The sequence below is a fragment of the Streptomyces sp. CG4 genome (assembly GCF_041080655.1).
Lineage (GTDB): Bacteria > Actinomycetota > Actinomycetes > Streptomycetales > Streptomycetaceae > Streptomyces.
The window spans coordinates 1,117,227-1,131,696 of sequence record NZ_CP163525.1 but is presented as its reverse complement, the minus strand read 5'-3'; the positions used below and the strand labels follow the sequence as shown (position 1 = coordinate 1,131,696).

Below are 14,470 nucleotides of genomic sequence, written 5' to 3'. Positions count from 1 at the left end.
CCTGCGGTGCGCACCAGGGTCTGGGTGGGCCCGCCGCTCAGGCAGCTCGACGCGCTCCTGCCCGCCTGTCGGCCGGCCGCAGGCGGGCCTCGTCGACCAGGTCGGGCCGGCGCTCGACGCTGACGACGTACGCGGCCAAGCGGGGCCGGCAGCGCGGTCTGCCGGCCGTCTCCGGTCCCGACCTCCGGGGTATGTTTCGCCTCGCCCGGCTAGGTGTTCGCCGACTGGAAAATCCCAGCTCAGCGCACTCGGCCACGTGCCTTCAGTGGCACCGACGGCAGCTCCGGCGCAGACAGCGGATTCCCGTCGTAGCCCTTCACTTCCCCAAATCTCGACCCGCTCATCCAGTCCTCGCGAGCATGTTCGATCTCCGTTTGCGTGCGGGCCACGAAATTCCACCACATGATCAGTTCTTCCGCGAACGGCTCCCCGCCGAGCAGCATGATCCCGGCGTCCGACTCGGCGCGCAGCGGGAGTTCGGAGCGGCCGCAGCCGAGGTAGAGCATCGAGCCGGGCAGCACCGGTACGCCGTCCACGTGGACCTCGCCGGACATGGCCAGCACGCCGTACTCGAAGTCGGGCTCCAGCGGCAGTCGTACGTCGGTGCCCCGGGTGAGGGCGAGGTCGGCGCCGACGATCGGGGTGTATGTCGTACCGGGGGAGGCGGAGCCGTCGAGGTTGCCCAGGATTACCGTGGCGGTCAGGCCGGGCGCGGTGACCGTGGGCAGTACCGGGTGGTATTCGAACTTCGGCTCGGTGTGGCGGTGTTCGTCGGGCAGCGCGACCCACAGTTGGGCGCCGTGCAGGAAGCGGGCGTGCGGGCGTGGGCTCTCCTCGGAGTGGCTGATCGCACGACCCGAGGTCATCAGGCCCAACTGCTTGGGCCGGATCGTCTGCAGGCTGCCTGTCGAGTCCCGGTGCAGCACCTCGCCCTCGTGCAGCCAGCTGACCGTCTGCAGCCCGATGTGCGGATGCGGCGGGACCTGCATGCCGGGCTCGTCGGCGATGTCGTCCGGGCCGTAGTGGTCGACGAAGGCCCACGCGCCGATCATGCGACGGCCGAGGTTGGGCAGCAGCCGGCGAACCTCGGTCGATTCGCCCAGCTTCACACGACGGGGGCTCAGCAGTTCACGGACGGGCTCGGCGACGACGAATCCGCGGCCGCCGCACACACTGGGCACGGGCGCGCGGTCAAGGTTGCTCATGCCGCCCAACTTAGCGGGGCGGAAGCCGGACCGGTGAGCACGGAAACCCGCATTTTCTTGGCTAAGTCAATCAACTGACTTGCGTGTGGGTGAGTGTGCCGACCGAGTCCCCCGATGGAGGCCCGGCCATGCCCCCGGCGCAGCCCCGGCCCGCCGGGGAGTCTGCCCTAGCGCGCGAACGCCGTCGTCGCGGTGCCGGACCGCGGCGGGATCGTGGTCTCGCCGATGCAGATCCAGGTGATGACGGGTGCGGGGGACCCGTTCGAGACGGCCGCGAACGGCTTGGGTTGGGGCGGTGTTGCCGGGCACCGACGTGGCCGAGGCGGAAGCAGCGGTGGGTGCCGTGCCGGTACCGACGGGAGACGAAGGCGCGGCGGCAGCAGTCGCGGGCATCGTCGTACCGGCGCCGATGCCGACGGCCGCAGGCCACCAGTGTCGTCGTCCGCGCCCACCCCGTCTCGTACGGCCTGCTGCTCGACGGCACCGGCCAATTGGCCGGCGTGGTGCGGGCCGCGGACGACGGTCGCCGGGGCCATGGTCGCAGTCACCGATGTACGCGGGGAGGTGCCGGCGACCGTACGGACCGACGGACTCGGCGAGTTCGGCCTCACCGGACCCGCGCCGGGCACGGTCACCTTCGCTGGCAGCTCGCCGGAGCACCGGCCGCTGCGCCCTGCCTGTGGAGATCAGCGGCCCCTTCACGCTCACCGTGGCCGGTTACCTGCCCCGGGCCACCGGGGTGACCGTTCCGGCTGGACGTCGAGCATGACGCCAGCGAACTCGGCCAGTCGGCACGGTAGTTGGCGCAGTCCGCACCGGTCTGCCGGCTCAGGGGTGCGGCGCGCTCGGGGAGGGCTCCGCCGTCGACGGGGTGGCCGTGCTCGGTACCGGGGACGGTGTGCCGGCCGTCGGGTGCGGAGGGCGGGCCGGTTCGGCCGGGCGGGACGAGCCGCCGCGCACGGAGAAGAACACCAGCGCAGCCACGGCGGCCAGCGCCGGCACACCCACCACGGCCCGGCGCGCGCCACTCGGCGGGGCCGCACCAGCGCCGTCGGCGGGCGCAGGGGCCGCAGGTCGGCGGGGCCGACGGAGTGCGCGGGTTCCTTCGGTGGTTCGGGGTCGGACATCTGGTCGAAGTGGAGGCCTCCACCCCGACAGACGTCCGACCCCGCCCGAGGTTGCAGGCGGCGACCGAAGAATTTCCCGCGCCCGCCGAGCCCTTCAGCGCCCTTCAGCCCAGCCGCTTCAGCAGTTCCTCGGCGACCGGGCCCGCGGAGGACGGGTTCTGGCCGGTGATCAGGTTGCGGTCGGTCACCACGTGCGGCGCCCACGGCTCGCCCGCCCGGATGTCCACGCCCGCCTCGGTCAGCCGGTCCTCGAGCAGCCACTTGGCCCGCTCGGCGAAGCCGGCCAGGTTCTCCTCCACATTGGTGAAGGCCGTCGCCCGGTAACCGGCGAAGGCGTTGCCGCCGTCGGCGCGGACCGCGGCGAGCAGTGCGGCCGGGCCGTGGCAGACGATGGCCAGCGGCCTGCCCGTGTCGAGCGCCGCCACGAGCAGCCGGCCCGAGTCGGCGTCCACGGCCAGGTCCTCCATCGGGCCGTGCCCGCCGGGGTAGAACACTGCGGCGAAGTCGTCGAGGTCCACCTCGGTGAGCTTGACCGGCGTGCGCAGCTCGGTCATCTCCTCCAGACCGCGCTTGACCGCGTCGGCGTTCTCCTGACCGCCGTTTGACTCGGGGGCCAGGCTCGCCTGGTCGACCTGGGGCACCACACCGCCCGGCGTGGCGACCACGATCTCGTGACCGGCGGCCTTCAGGGTGCGGTAGGGGACCACGGCCTCGTCGGCCCAGAAGCCGGTCGGGTGCAGGGTGCCGTCGGCGAGCGTCCAGTGGTCGGCGCCGGTCAGTACGAACAGGATCTTCGACATGGGTTCCTTCTCCCGAAACTGGGGTTTCCGCCATCGAACGTAGGCGAAGCGCCCATAGGCAGCCAATGAAACACCGAATCCCTGGCATAGGATCTCCTATGGGTACCGGGGGAATACCGGCCGGTGAATTCCCGGAATACTCGGACGCGTGGAGACCGCTTCCCTCGACCTGAACCTGCTGCGCACCTTCCTCGCGGTGTACCGCTCCGGCTCCTTCACCGGCGCCTCCCGTCGGCTGGGCCTGTCCCAGCCGACGGTGACGACGCAGATGCGCGCGCTGGAACGGCAGACCGGCCGGGAACTGTTCGAGCGGCTGCCGCGCGGCGTCGCGCCGACCGCGGTCGCCGACGAACTCGCGGCCCGGATCGCTGCACCCCTGGACGAGCTGGCCGCCGTCGCCGGACCGACGGCGTCACCCGGCGCGCGCCGCGACCCCGTCCATCTGGCGGGCCCTGCCGAAGTGCTGTGCACCACCTTCCTGCCGGCCCTCGCGCCCTTGGTCGCCGAGGGCGTACGGCTGCGTGTGGTCACCGGGCTGACGGACCGGCTGTTGGAAGAGCTGCGCGCGGGCCGCCACGACCTGGTGATCGCCACCACCCGCCCCCGCGGCCGTACCCTGCAGGCCGTTCCGCTCTCCGACGAGGAGTTCGTACTGGTCGCCGCGCCGGTGTGGGCCGAGCGGCTGGCGGACCGCCCGGCCGTGGAGGGACCGGCCGCCCTGCACGAGGTCCCGCTGATCACCTACGCCGAGGACCTGCCGATCGCCCGCCGCTACTGGCGTCATGTCTTCGGCCGGCGGCTGTCCCGCAGCGCCGCCCTCACCGTGCCCGACCTGCGCGGTGTGCTCGCGGTGGTGGCCGCCGGCGCGGGGTTCAGCGTGCTGCCCCGCTATCTGTGCCAGGACCTGCTGGACTCCGGCGCGCTCGTGGCACTGCTGGAGCCGGAGGACCCGCCGATCAACACCGGCTTCCTGGTCCAGCGCCCCGGCGCCCCGGACAACCCGGACGTGGAGCGCGTCCACGCCCTCCTGCTCCGGGCGGCGCGCACCTGGTAGCCGCGACGGCATCCGGTCACTCGTGGGGCGCGGCCCGGGGCGCCAAACCCCGGCCCGCGAAGCCCCGTTCCAGACGGCGGCCCGCGCCCGGACATCGTCGCCTCCCGTCGAATGGCGGTGCGCGCAGGCCCGGCCGACGATGGAGACGTGGGGTACGGCCGCCGCCGCAGCGCCGGTGCCGTCCGAGGTCGCCGGGGGACGGTGGCCGGCCCCGGCCGCGGTCAGCGGCCGGAAGGAGGACACCGTCATGCTGGAAGTGAAGACGGTCGAGAAGCCGGACGAACGGCGCGACTTCCCCCGCGGCCACATCGAAGCCCTGCATCTGACAGGTCTCGACTTCGCGGTGGGCACCTTCGAACCCGGATGGCGCTGGTCGGAGTCCGTGGCTCCGATCGCGGGCACGGCGAGCTGCATGGTCCCGCACAACGGTTATGTGGTGCGGGGCCGCATGCACCTCCGCATGGACGACGGCGGCGAGGCGGAGATAGGTCCCGGCGATGTCTTCGTCTGCCCGCCGGGCCATGACGCCTGGGTCGTGGGGGACGAGCAGGTCGTGGTCCACGACTTCGCCGGGACCATGGCGAACGAGTACGCAAAGGGCTGAAGCGGGTTCCCCCGCAGCACCGGGTCGCACACCCCGTGCGACCCGGTCGTCTGCGCACGCCCGTCCCGCCCGCTGCCGCCGTCACTCCTCGAAGGCGACCGCCCTCTCCTCCGCGAACGCGACCGCGTCCGGGTGCCCGAACAGGCCGGGCAGGCCGCCGGTGTGGACGAACACCGTCTTCTCGCCCGGCCGGACCTCGCCGTCGCGGACGGCCGCCTGCAGGCCGGCGAGGGCCCGGCCGGTGTAGATCGGGTCGAGCACGAGGCCCTCGGTGCGGGCGGCGAGCCGCAGCGCCTGCGCCACCGGGCCGGTCAGCGTCGCGTACCCGGCGCCCACTTGGTCCCGGCGGACCCGCAGTCCCTCGGCCGTGACCTTCTCCGTCGTCAGCGGTGCCGCGAACTCCGCCACGGCGGCCGCCGGATCGGCCAGGGCGCCCACGTCGACGCCGAGCACCGCACCGGCACCCAGGGCGGCGACCAGTCCGGCCATGGTGCCGCCCGAGCCGAGCGCGACCACCACCGTCCGCAGTTGGGGCACCTGCTCGTCCAGCTCCTCGCCGCAGCGCACATAGCCCCGGGCGCCCAGCACGCCCGACCCGCCGAACGGGATCAGCGCGGGCCGGGCACCACGAGCCCGCAGCCGGGCGCACACCTCGGCCGCCGCCACGTCCAGCCCCGCCCGGTCCACGTCGCCCGCCCAGGCGAGCCGTGCACCGAACAGCCCGTCCAGCGCGAGGTTCCCGGACCGGGAGATGCCCGGCGCGCCACGCAGCACGAGCACGGCGTCCAGGCCCAGCCGGGCGGCCGCGGCGGCGGTCAGCCGGGCGTGGTTGCTCTGCGGGGCACCCGTGGTCACGAGCGTGTCCGCGCCCTCGGCGAGGGCCGCACCCACCGTCCACTCCAGCTTGCGGATCTTGTTGCCGCCGCCGCCCGGACCGGTCAGGTCGTCCCGCTTGATCCACAGATCCTCGGCCCCGAGCCCGAGCGCGGCGGCCAGCCGCGGCGCCGGTTCGAGGGGGGTGGGGAAGGTGCCGAGCGGTACGGGGGAGTGGCGCATGGCGTACGTCCTTCAGTGCGGATCAGGTGCGAATACAGGTGCGGATCAGGTGCGGACCGGGTGCGGATCAGCGCGGATCGGCTGCGGTCCGCGGTCGTTCTCCGCGGTCGTTCGGACCAGTCGATCACACCGGCAGCAGCCGGGCGATCAGCGCGCTGAGCTGACGGGCCGTACGGCACTCGTGCATCTCGACCAGTTCGGCGTAGGCGGGCGCGGCCGAGTCACCGGTGCCCCACTGGGCGCGCGGCTCGGGGTTCAGCCAGTACACGCGGCGGGCCCGCCGGGCGACGTCGCGTACGGCGGCCAGGTTCGGGTCGCTCATGTTCGTCCGGGCGTCCCCGAGGACGAACACCGTCGTACGCGGACCCACCGCGTCGCCGTACCGCTCGGCGAACTCGCCCAGGGCGACGCCGTAGTCGCTGCTGCCGTGCCAGCCGGTGAGCACGGCCTCGGCGCGGATCCGGGCGCTGAGCCCGTCGGGGTCGGCGCGCCCGTGGCCGAGCAGGCCGGTGACCTCGTCGAGCCGGTTGACGAAGGCGAACACGCGGACCTTGCTGAACTGGTCGTGCAGCGCCTGCACCAGCAGCATCGTGAAGTCCGAGAAGCCGGAGACCGAACCGGACACATCGCAGAGCAGCACCAGCTCGGGGCGGACCGGGCGGCGTCGGCGCAGCACCGGCCGCATCGGCACCCCGCCGGTGGACAGCGAGGAACGCAACGTGCGCCGCAGGTCGACCGTGCCGCGCGCGGCACGGCGCCGGCGTGCCGCCAGCCGGGTGGCCAGCTTGCGCGCGAGCGGCGATACGGCCCTGCGCAGCTCGGCCAGTTGGTCCCGGCCGGCGAACAGGAAGTCCACCCGGTCCGCGGTGGGCACGACGCCGCGCCGGGCGATCTCGTCGCGTCCGCGCCGCTCGGCGACCCGGCGCCGCGCCTCCGTCCCGACCAGCCGCCGGAACTCCTCGATACGGCGCCGGATCTCGTCGTCCAGCAACCGGTCCGCGAACCCGGCACCGCTGCCGTCCCGGCCCCGGACATCCGCCCGCACCCGGGCCAACAGGGTCTGCGGGCGCAGCCGTTCGAGGGTCTGGTACGCCGAGAAGCCGTCGGAGCCCGGTGAACTGCCGTATCCGCCCATGCCGTCGACCGCCTCGGCCGCCAACTGGGCCATCAGGACCTGGTCGTTGGCGGCCAGGGCCTCGGCCAGCCGGTCGCGCAGCTCGTCCCGGTCCGCGCCGGAGTCCTTGAGGTCCCCGACCGCGCGCGGAAAGTACAGGTCGAAGACGGGGTCGAACACCGCCCGCTGCCCCGGGCCGTGCAACAGAGTCGCGGCCAGCCCCTCGCGCAGCCGCTCCCGGTCCGCGAGCCCCAGCGCCTCCACCGCGCGAGCCGCGTCCACGCTCTCGCCGGTGCCGATCCGCACGCCATGCGCGCGCAGCGCCCCGACGAGGCCGGTGATCCGGTCGGCGACCTCGGTCACAGCGCGTCCAGATCGAGCTTCGCCGCCGCCTTCTGGATGTCGTCCTGATGCTTGAGGATCACCCCGAGGCTGTCCCGTACGACCGTCTCGTCCAGGGTGTCGGCGCCCAGGGCCAGCAGGGTGCGCGCCCAGTCGATGGTCTCGGCGACGGACGGCACCTTGCGCAGGTCCATCGCGCGCAGCGCCCCGACCACCCGCACCACCGACTCGGTCAGCGCGGCGCCGAGGCCCGGCACCTTCAGCCGTACGATCCGCCGCTCCAGCTCCTCCTCCGGGAAGCCGATGTGCAGGAACAGACAGCGGCGGCGCAGTGCCTCGGACAGCTCCCGGCCGGCGTTGGAGGTGAGGACCACGAAGGGGCGGCGGGTCGCGGTGACGGTGCCCAGCTCCGGGACCGTGATCTGGAAGTCGCTGAGCACCTCCAGGAGCAGCCCCTCCATCTCGACGTCGGCCTTGTCGGTCTCGTCGATCAGCAGCACCGTGGGCTCGTCGCCGCGGATGGCGGTGAGCAGCGGGCGGGGGAGCAGGAACTCCTCGCTGAAGATGTCGGTGCGGGTGTCGTCCCAGTTCTCGTCGCGGCCGGCGCTGATCCGCAGCAGTTGCTTGGCGTGGTTCCACTCGTACAGCGCCCGGGACTCGTCCACGCCCTCGTAGCACTGCAGCCGCACCAGCCGGGCCCCGGCCACCTGGGCGACGGCCTTGGCCAGCTCGGTCTTGCCGACCCCGGCGGGGCCCTCCACCAGCAGCGGCTTGCCCAGCCGGCCGGCGAGGAACACGGTCGTGGCGACGGCGGGCGAGGCCAGGTAGCCGGTCTCGGCGAGGCGGGCGGAGACGTCGTCGACGGACGTGAACAACGGGGCCTCCGGCGGGTCGGGAACGGTGTCCGGGCTCCTATCTAAGCGCTTGTTCAGTCCCTGTGTCACGCGGATCAGCGTCTCTCCGTCCCCGGGACGCGGCGGAACCGGCCGGGACGCCGAGCGATATACACCGATCGGTTTCCTTTCGTCCCCGCTCCGGTTAACCTCGCTGCATGGCCTCCACAGACAAGGTGTCCCCGCGCGACCGGCTGCTCGACGCGGCGGCCCGTCTCTCCTACCGCGACGGCGTCTCCGTCGGCATCGAGGCGCTGTGCCGGGAGGCGGGCGTCTCCAAGCGGTCCATGTACCAGTTCTTCGACAGCAAGGACGCGATGCTCGCCGCGAGCCTGGAACAGCGCATCCCGCGGTACGACGCCCAGCTCGCGCACCCCGACCCGCAGAGCGCGACCCCGCGCGAGCGCATCCTGTACGTCTTCGCACGCCTGGAGCAGGCCTCCGTGGCAGCCGACTACCACGGCTGCCCCTACCTGGCCGTGCTGGTGGAGCTGAAGAACCCGGGGCACCCGGCGAGCGTGGTCGCCCGCACGGTCAAGGACCGGTTGGCCGAGACCTTCCGCGCCGAGGCCGAGCGCGGCGGCGCCCGCGACCCCGAGCTGCTCGCCCGCCAGCTGGTGCTGGTCTTCGACGGCGCCAGCGCCCGGGCCGGCGCCGGAGTGGAACGCCTGGACGACGGACTCGCCACGAAGACGGTGACCGCGCTGCTGGACGCGGCGGGGATGCACTAGGCCCTGACTCTGTCGGGGATCTTGAGGATCCCTGGCGGGGCAGCGTGATCAACGGGCATGCTCGGCTCTGTTCAAGGACCGATGCAGTTGTCGAGGTGCTCGTTGTCGCTCCATGCCCGTTCTGGTGAGCAAGTCCCGTCTCTGACCGCGCAGATGGCGCGGGCGAGCAATCCGGGCGGTACAACGGCGATGTGGGTGAGAGACCACCTGGGCGGGCTGTGGGGTGACGAGGGCTTCGCCGACTGGTACCCGCGTGACGGCCGCCCCAGCCTCTCGCCCGCCCAGCTGGCCACCGTCTGCGTGCTCCAGTTCCTCCTCGGTCTGTCGGACCGGCAGGCGGCCGAAGCGGTTCGCTGCCGCATCGATTTCAAGTACGCGCTGGCCATGGACCTGGACGATCCCGGCTTCCACCACAGCGTGCTGGCCGACTTCCGCGACCGTCTCACCGAGGACGGCCGAGCCGACCGTCTCCTCGACCTCGCGCTCGCGCGCCTGAAGGAGGCCGGTCTCGTCCGCGAGCGCACCACCCAGCGCACGGACTCCACCCACGTCCTGGCCGCGGTCCGCGACCTGACCCGGCTGGAACTGGTCACCGAGGCCGTCCGCGCCGCGCTGGAAGAACTGGCCGGCACAGCTTCGCACCTGCTGGCCGGCCTGGTCGACGAGGAGTGGGGGCGCCGCTACGGCCGCCCGGTCCGTCTGGGCAAGAACCCCACCCGCCCCAAGACCAGAATCCTCGCCACCGGAGGCGACGCCGTCCGGCTGATCGAGCACCTCGGGCAGCACGGGCCGGAACGCCTGTCCGGTCCCCGCGTCCAAGCCCTGCGGCAGATCATGGTGCAGAACTACTACCGCGACGGGGCCGGCCGCCTGCGCTGGCGCACCGCCGAGGACGGCGGGCTGCCGCCCTCTGCCGTCGCAGTCGTCTCGCCCTACGACCCGACGGCCCGCTACGCGCGCCGCGGACACATCACCCGCTGGAAGGGGTTCGTCGCACACCTCACCGAAACCTGTGATCCCGACGGCGTCAACGTGATCACAGATGTGGCCACCACCGACGCCACCGGGTACGACGCGAAGGCTCTGCCCGGCATCCACACCCGGCTCAAGCATCGCGGGCTGCTGCCCGCCGAGCATCTGGTCGACGGCGGCTACACCTCCCTGGTCCATCTGGAACAGGCAGCCCGCGAACACCAGGTCAGGGTCACCGGACCACTGCCGGTCAACACCACCCGCCAGAACCGCAGGAACAACGGCTTCGGCCGCGACGACTTCCACATCGACTTCGACCGCCGCCAGGTCACCTGCCCGCAGGGCGAGACCAGCGCGGGATGGCACGGCCCCTACCCGACCTCCTCACCCACCGCGGCACCTCTGATCGTGGCACGGTTCACCAAGAGCCAGTGCCGTCCCTGCCCGGTCCGCACCCGCTGCACGACCACCACCGACAACGCCCGGAGCGTGGGCTTTCCCCCGCGAGAACTCCGTGACCTGCAACTCCGCGTCCGCGCCGAGCAGCAGACACCCGAATGGCAGGCCCGCTACGCGGTCCGCTCCGGAGTGGAAGGCACCATCAACGAACTCGCCCACGGACACGGCATGCGCCGCTGCCGCTACCGGGGACAGCACAAAGCCCACTTACAGCACGTGTTCACAGCCATCGCCGCAAACATCGAGCGCCTCAGCCGACGGCCGCCGACCGGAGAAACACCCCCGTCACGGCCGCCGACCGCCTTCCAGAACTACCTGGACCAGCACGGGATCCCCCGGCCGAGGTCTTGGCGGTCCGCCAGAGACTGAGCAGACCGCCAAGATCCCCGACAGAGTCAGGACCTAGCACCCGCGCCTGCCCCCGTACGGGCCAGCACAACGCGCCGACCCGCTCGCCCGGCCGGTCCAATGAAAACGTGACCGCGCCCCCGGACGACTGCCTCGCGCGCAACGAATGGATCTGCGGCGCCTATCTGCGCACCCGCCGCCATATCCTCCTGGACGCGGTCCTCCAGCACCTCCAGCTGACCGCGGTGTCGATCCTCATCGGCCTCGCCATCGCCGTGCCGCTCGCGGTGCTGGCCCGCCGCTGGGGCTGGGCCGCCGGTCCGGTGCTCGCCGTGACGACGATCCTCTACACCATCCCGTCCCTGGCGATGTTCTCCCTGCTCCTGCCGGTGTACGGCCTCTCGGCCACGCTCGTCGTCGCCGGGCTCGTGCTGTACTCGCTGACCCTGCTCGTCCGGAACATCCTCGCCGGCCTGCGCGCGGTCCCCGAGGAGACCCGGCAGGCCGCGCGCGGCCTCGGCTACGGCCCGATCCGGCTGCTGCTCGCCGTGGAACTCCCCCTCGCCCTGCCCGCCGCGATGGCCGGCCTGCGCATCGCCACCGTCTCGGCGGTCTCCCTGGTCACGGTCGGCGCGATCGTCGGCTTCGGGGGTCTCGGCAACCTCATCTACGCGGGCATGAACACCTACTTCAAGGCCCAGGTGCTCACCGCTTCCGTCCTGTGCGTGCTGATCGCCGTCGTCGCCGACCTGCTCCTGCTGGCTGTGCAGTGGCTGATCACACCGTGGACACGGGCGGGACGCACCCGCGTGCCTCCCCGGCGGGTGCGGGCGCGCACGACGGCGAGTCGCGTATGAGCACGCTCACCGCGGCCTGGCACTGGCTCACCGACCCCGCGCACTGGTCCGGCGACGACGGCATCGGGCACCGGCTGCTCCAGCACCTCGTCCTCACCGCCGTCTGTCTCGTCATCAGCTGCGTGCTCGCGCTCCCGGTCGCCCTGGTCCTCGGCCACCTCGGCAAGGGCGGCGCGCTCGCCGTCAACATCTCCAACGTCGGCCGGGCCGTCCCCACCTTCGCCGTCCTCGTGCTGCTGCTCCTCACCCCGGTCGGCAAGTGGGGCGAGGGACCCACGGTGGCGGCCCTGGTGCTGTTCGCCGTGCCCCCGCTGCTCACCAACGCCTACGTCGGCATGCGCGAGGTCGATCGCGGCGTCGTCCGGGCGGCCCGGGGCATGGGGATGACCGGACGGCAGATGCTGCTGCGCGTGGAACTGCCCCTCGCCCTGCCGATGATCATGAACGGGGTGCGGATCGCCGCCGTCCAGCTCGTCGCCACCGCCACCATCGCCGCGCTCGCGGGCGGCGGCGGGCTCGGCCGGATCATCACCGCAGGCTTCAACCTCGCCAGCACGCCCCAGGTGGTCGCGGGCGCCCTGCTCGTCGCCGTGTTCGCGCTCGTCGTGGAGGCCGTCTTCGAGATCGCGGAGCGACTGGCACCCGTGTGGGCGCGGGGCGGCCGATGAGGACCGGCACCGACGGCGGCGTGGGGCGGCCGACGACCGGCACCGATGGGGGCGCGGGCCGGCTGGTGACCGGCACCCGTGCGGGCGGGGCGCGGGCCGTGAGGAGAGTCCTTGCGGCCCTCCTGCTCCTCGCCCTCGCCGCCTGCTCCACCGGTCCCTCCCTGGAGAACCGCGGCCAGGTCACCGCGCCGCCCGGTGACAGCCACCAGCTGACCATCGGCTCGGCCGGCTTCACCGAGAGCGACCTGCTCGCCCAGATGTACGCCCAGCTGCTGAACCAGGCCGGCTACAAGACGTCCATCCTCACCGTCGCCAACCGCGAGCTGTACGAACCGGCACTGGAGTCCGGCCAGATCGACGTCGTGCCCGAATACGCGGCCACCTTCGCCGACTGGCTGAACGCCAAGGCCCACGGCACCGCCGCCGAGCCCGTCGGCTCACCCGACCTCGACGCGACGATGAAGGCCCTGCGCGCGCTCGCCACACCCCGCGGCCTCACCGTCCTGCCGCCCGGCCGGGCCGTCGACCAGAACGCCTTCGCGGTCACCGCCGCCTACGCCCGCGAACACCACCTCAGGACCCTCGGCGACCTCGGCGCCGCGCGGCTGAGGGTACGGCTCGCGGCCGGCGACGAATGCGTGCAACGGCCGTACTGCGCACCGGGGTTGAAGAAGGTCTACGGCATCGACGTCACCGGCGTCGACCCCAAGGGCGTCGGCACCACCCAGGCCAAGCGAGCCGTGCAGAACGGGCAGGACCAGATGGTGCTGACCACGACCACGGACGCCACACTGGACCAGTTCGGACTGGTGCTCCTCGCCGACGACAGGCATCTGCAGAACGCCGACTACATCGTCCCGGTCGTCAACCGCGCCCGCGCGGGCAGCGAGGGCGTGACGAAGGCGCTCGGCACACTCAACGACGTACTGACGACGGCCGACCTGGCCACCATGAACGAGCAGGTCGACAGCTGGCGACGGCTCGCCTCCGACGTCGCCCGCACCTACCTGAAGGACAAAGGCCTGCTGAAGTGACCAGGGCCACCGGGTCGACGCGGGCTCAGGCGTCCGACACCGAGTCGAACGACACCTGCCCCCGCGCCACACCCCGCGCGTCCGCGTCCACCGAGCGGCGCAGCGCCTCGTGCAGCTTCGCCGGGGTCAGCACGCCGAGGAAGCGCGCGCCGTCCACCACCGCGACCCACCCGGCGTCGTACTGCAGCATCACCCCGAACGCCTGCTTCAGCGGCGTGCCCACCGGCACCCACGCGGTCATCCGGTGGGTCAGCTCCCCGACCGTGCCGCCCGCCGCCAGCTCGTCGATGCCGACCCAGCCGCGCAGATCGCCGTCCGCGTCGAGGACGACCGCCCACCGGGCGCGCTCGGCCCGCAGCCGCTCGACGGCCCGTTCGGCGGGCTCGTCCAGCCGGGCCACCGGCGGCTGTTCCAGGTCGTCCGGCTCGATCTCGGTGACCGACAGCCGCTTCAGTCCCCGGTCGGCGCCCACGAACGAGGCGACGTACGGGGTCGCCGGTGCCCCGAGCACCGTGCCCGGGGTGTCGAACTGCTCGATGCGACCCTGCCCGTACACGGCGATGCGGTCGCCGAGCCGGACGGCCTCCTCGATGTCGTGCGTGACCAGCAGCACGGTCTTGCGCACCGCGGCCTGCATCCGCAGGAACTCGTCCTGCAGCTGCTCGCGCACCACCGGGTCGACCGCGCCGAACGGCTCGTCCATCAGCAGCACCGGCGGGTCCGCCGCGAGCGCCCGTGCCACCCCGACCCGCTGCCGCTGCCCGCCGGACAGCTGCTCCGGATAGCGCGGCCCGTACGTCGCCGGGTCGAGCCCCACCAGGTCCAGCAGCTCGGCGGCCCGCGCCCGTGCCTTCGCCCGCTTCCAGCCGAGCAGCGCGGGCACGGTCGCGGTGTTGTCCAGGACGGTGCGGTGCGGGAAGAGGCCCACCTGCTGGATGACGTAGCCGATGCGGCGGCGCAGCCGCACCGGGTCGACGGCGGCGATGTCCGCACCCTCGACGTAGATCCGGCCGGAGGTCGGCTCGATCAGCCGGTTGACCATCATCATGGTCGTCGTCTTGCCGCAGCCGGACGGGCCGACGAGCGTGACCAGCTCGCCCTCGGCCACCTCGAAGGAGAGGTCGTCCACGGCCGTCGTACCGTCCGGATACCGCTTGGTGACCTGCTCGAACCGGATCATTCCCTCACGCTAACGGGGCCCACCGG

13 protein-coding genes are annotated in these 14,470 nt (G+C 72.7%); 7 read left to right on the top strand and 6 right to left on the bottom strand.

Annotated features, from left to right (window positions below; translation table 11 throughout):
* Window positions 1-239 precede the first annotated feature (239 nt).
* Both AB5L52_RS05220 and AB5L52_RS05215 read right to left on the bottom strand, forming a co-directional pair.
* Complete coding sequence (locus AB5L52_RS05220; protein WP_351568564.1) at window positions 240-1,205, bottom strand: pirin family protein; 966 nt, start codon at window positions 1,203-1,205, stop codon at window positions 240-242.
* A gap of 1,231 nt (window positions 1,206-2,436) precedes the next feature.
* Window positions 2,437-3,132: a type 1 glutamine amidotransferase domain-containing protein gene (locus AB5L52_RS05215; RefSeq protein WP_351568567.1), complete on the bottom strand. Its 696-nt coding sequence runs from the start codon at window positions 3,130-3,132 to the stop codon at window positions 2,437-2,439.
* Between the two features lie 148 nt (window positions 3,133-3,280).
* Here AB5L52_RS05215 and AB5L52_RS05210 point away from each other — a divergent pair, with 148 nt between their 5' ends.
* Window positions 3,281-4,186: a LysR family transcriptional regulator gene (locus AB5L52_RS05210; protein ID WP_369362778.1), complete on the top strand. Its 906-nt coding sequence runs from the start codon at window positions 3,281-3,283 to the stop codon at window positions 4,184-4,186.
* Window positions 4,187-4,433: 247 nt separating this feature from the next.
* Window positions 4,434-4,790, top strand: coding sequence for a cupin domain-containing protein (locus AB5L52_RS05205; protein WP_351022381.1), 357 nt, complete (start codon window positions 4,434-4,436; stop codon window positions 4,788-4,790).
* Between the two features lie 81 nt (window positions 4,791-4,871).
* On the opposite strand, the gene AB5L52_RS05200 is transcribed toward AB5L52_RS05205, so the two are convergent.
* The 3 genes from AB5L52_RS05200 to AB5L52_RS05190 all read right to left on the bottom strand — a co-directional run bounded on the left by AB5L52_RS05200 (window position 4,872) and on the right by AB5L52_RS05190 (window position 8,177).
* A complete protein-coding gene (locus AB5L52_RS05200) occupies window positions 4,872-5,846 on the bottom strand; it encodes a pyridoxal-phosphate dependent enzyme (RefSeq protein ID WP_369362777.1) in 975 nt (324 codons plus the stop codon).
* A 124-nt stretch (window positions 5,847-5,970) separates the two neighbouring features.
* A complete protein-coding gene (locus tag AB5L52_RS05195; protein WP_369362776.1) occupies window positions 5,971-7,323 on the bottom strand; it encodes a VWA domain-containing protein in 1,353 nt (450 codons plus the stop codon).
* Window positions 7,320-8,177, bottom strand: coding sequence for an AAA family ATPase (locus AB5L52_RS05190; protein ID WP_369368822.1), 858 nt, complete (start codon window positions 8,175-8,177; stop codon window positions 7,320-7,322). The genes AB5L52_RS05195 and AB5L52_RS05190 overlap by 4 nt, the downstream gene beginning before the upstream one ends.
* A gap of 176 nt (window positions 8,178-8,353) precedes the next feature.
* Between AB5L52_RS05190 and AB5L52_RS05185 the strand changes: the two genes are divergently transcribed.
* The 5 genes from AB5L52_RS05185 to AB5L52_RS05165 all read left to right on the top strand — a co-directional run bounded on the left by AB5L52_RS05185 (window position 8,354) and on the right by AB5L52_RS05165 (window position 13,264).
* Window positions 8,354-8,926 (top strand): TetR/AcrR family transcriptional regulator, encoded by a 573-nt coding sequence (locus tag AB5L52_RS05185; RefSeq protein WP_369362775.1) that lies wholly within the window; start codon window positions 8,354-8,356, stop codon window positions 8,924-8,926.
* Window positions 8,927-9,115: 189 nt separating this feature from the next.
* Window positions 9,116-10,726 (top strand): IS1182 family transposase, encoded by a 1,611-nt coding sequence (locus AB5L52_RS05180; RefSeq protein WP_369362774.1) that lies wholly within the window; start codon window positions 9,116-9,118, stop codon window positions 10,724-10,726.
* A gap of 107 nt (window positions 10,727-10,833) precedes the next feature.
* On the top strand, window positions 10,834-11,562 hold the full coding sequence (locus AB5L52_RS05175) for an ABC transporter permease (protein ID WP_369362773.1): 729 nt from the start codon (window positions 10,834-10,836) through the stop codon (window positions 11,560-11,562).
* A complete protein-coding gene (locus tag AB5L52_RS05170; RefSeq protein WP_351030415.1) occupies window positions 11,559-12,230 on the top strand; it encodes an ABC transporter permease in 672 nt (223 codons plus the stop codon). Before AB5L52_RS05175 ends, AB5L52_RS05170 begins: the two co-directional genes overlap by 4 nt.
* Before the next feature lie 98 nt (window positions 12,231-12,328).
* On the top strand, window positions 12,329-13,264 hold the full coding sequence (locus AB5L52_RS05165; RefSeq protein ID WP_369368820.1) for an ABC transporter substrate-binding protein: 936 nt from the start codon (window positions 12,329-12,331) through the stop codon (window positions 13,262-13,264).
* A 25-nt stretch (window positions 13,265-13,289) separates the two neighbouring features.
* Here AB5L52_RS05165 and AB5L52_RS05160 read toward each other — a convergent pair whose 3' ends face one another.
* Window positions 13,290-14,444, bottom strand: a complete 1,155-nt coding sequence (locus AB5L52_RS05160; RefSeq protein WP_351030414.1) for a betaine/proline/choline family ABC transporter ATP-binding protein — start codon at window positions 14,442-14,444, stop codon at window positions 13,290-13,292.
* Window positions 14,445-14,470 lie beyond the last annotated feature (26 nt).

Coding starts and splice junctions, on each gene's coding strand:
- AB5L52_RS05220 (WP_351568564.1), bottom strand. CDS start 1,205: ATGAGCAACCTTGACCGCGCGCCCGTGCCCAGTGTGTGCGGCGGCCGC.
- AB5L52_RS05215 (WP_351568567.1), bottom strand. CDS start 3,132: ATGTCGAAGATCCTGTTCGTACTGACCGGCGCCGACCACTGGACGCTC.
- AB5L52_RS05205 (WP_351022381.1), top strand. CDS start 4,434: ATGCTGGAAGTGAAGACGGTCGAGAAGCCGGACGAACGGCGCGACTTC.
- AB5L52_RS05200 (WP_369362777.1), bottom strand. CDS start 5,846: ATGCGCCACTCCCCCGTACCGCTCGGCACCTTCCCCACCCCCCTCGAA.
- AB5L52_RS05185 (WP_369362775.1), top strand. CDS start 8,354: ATGGCCTCCACAGACAAGGTGTCCCCGCGCGACCGGCTGCTCGACGCG.
- AB5L52_RS05180 (WP_369362774.1), top strand. CDS start 9,116: ATGTGGGTGAGAGACCACCTGGGCGGGCTGTGGGGTGACGAGGGCTTC.
- AB5L52_RS05170 (WP_351030415.1), top strand. CDS start 11,559: ATGAGCACGCTCACCGCGGCCTGGCACTGGCTCACCGACCCCGCGCAC.
- AB5L52_RS05160 (WP_351030414.1), bottom strand. CDS start 14,444: ATGATCCGGTTCGAGCAGGTCACCAAGCGGTATCCGGACGGTACGACG.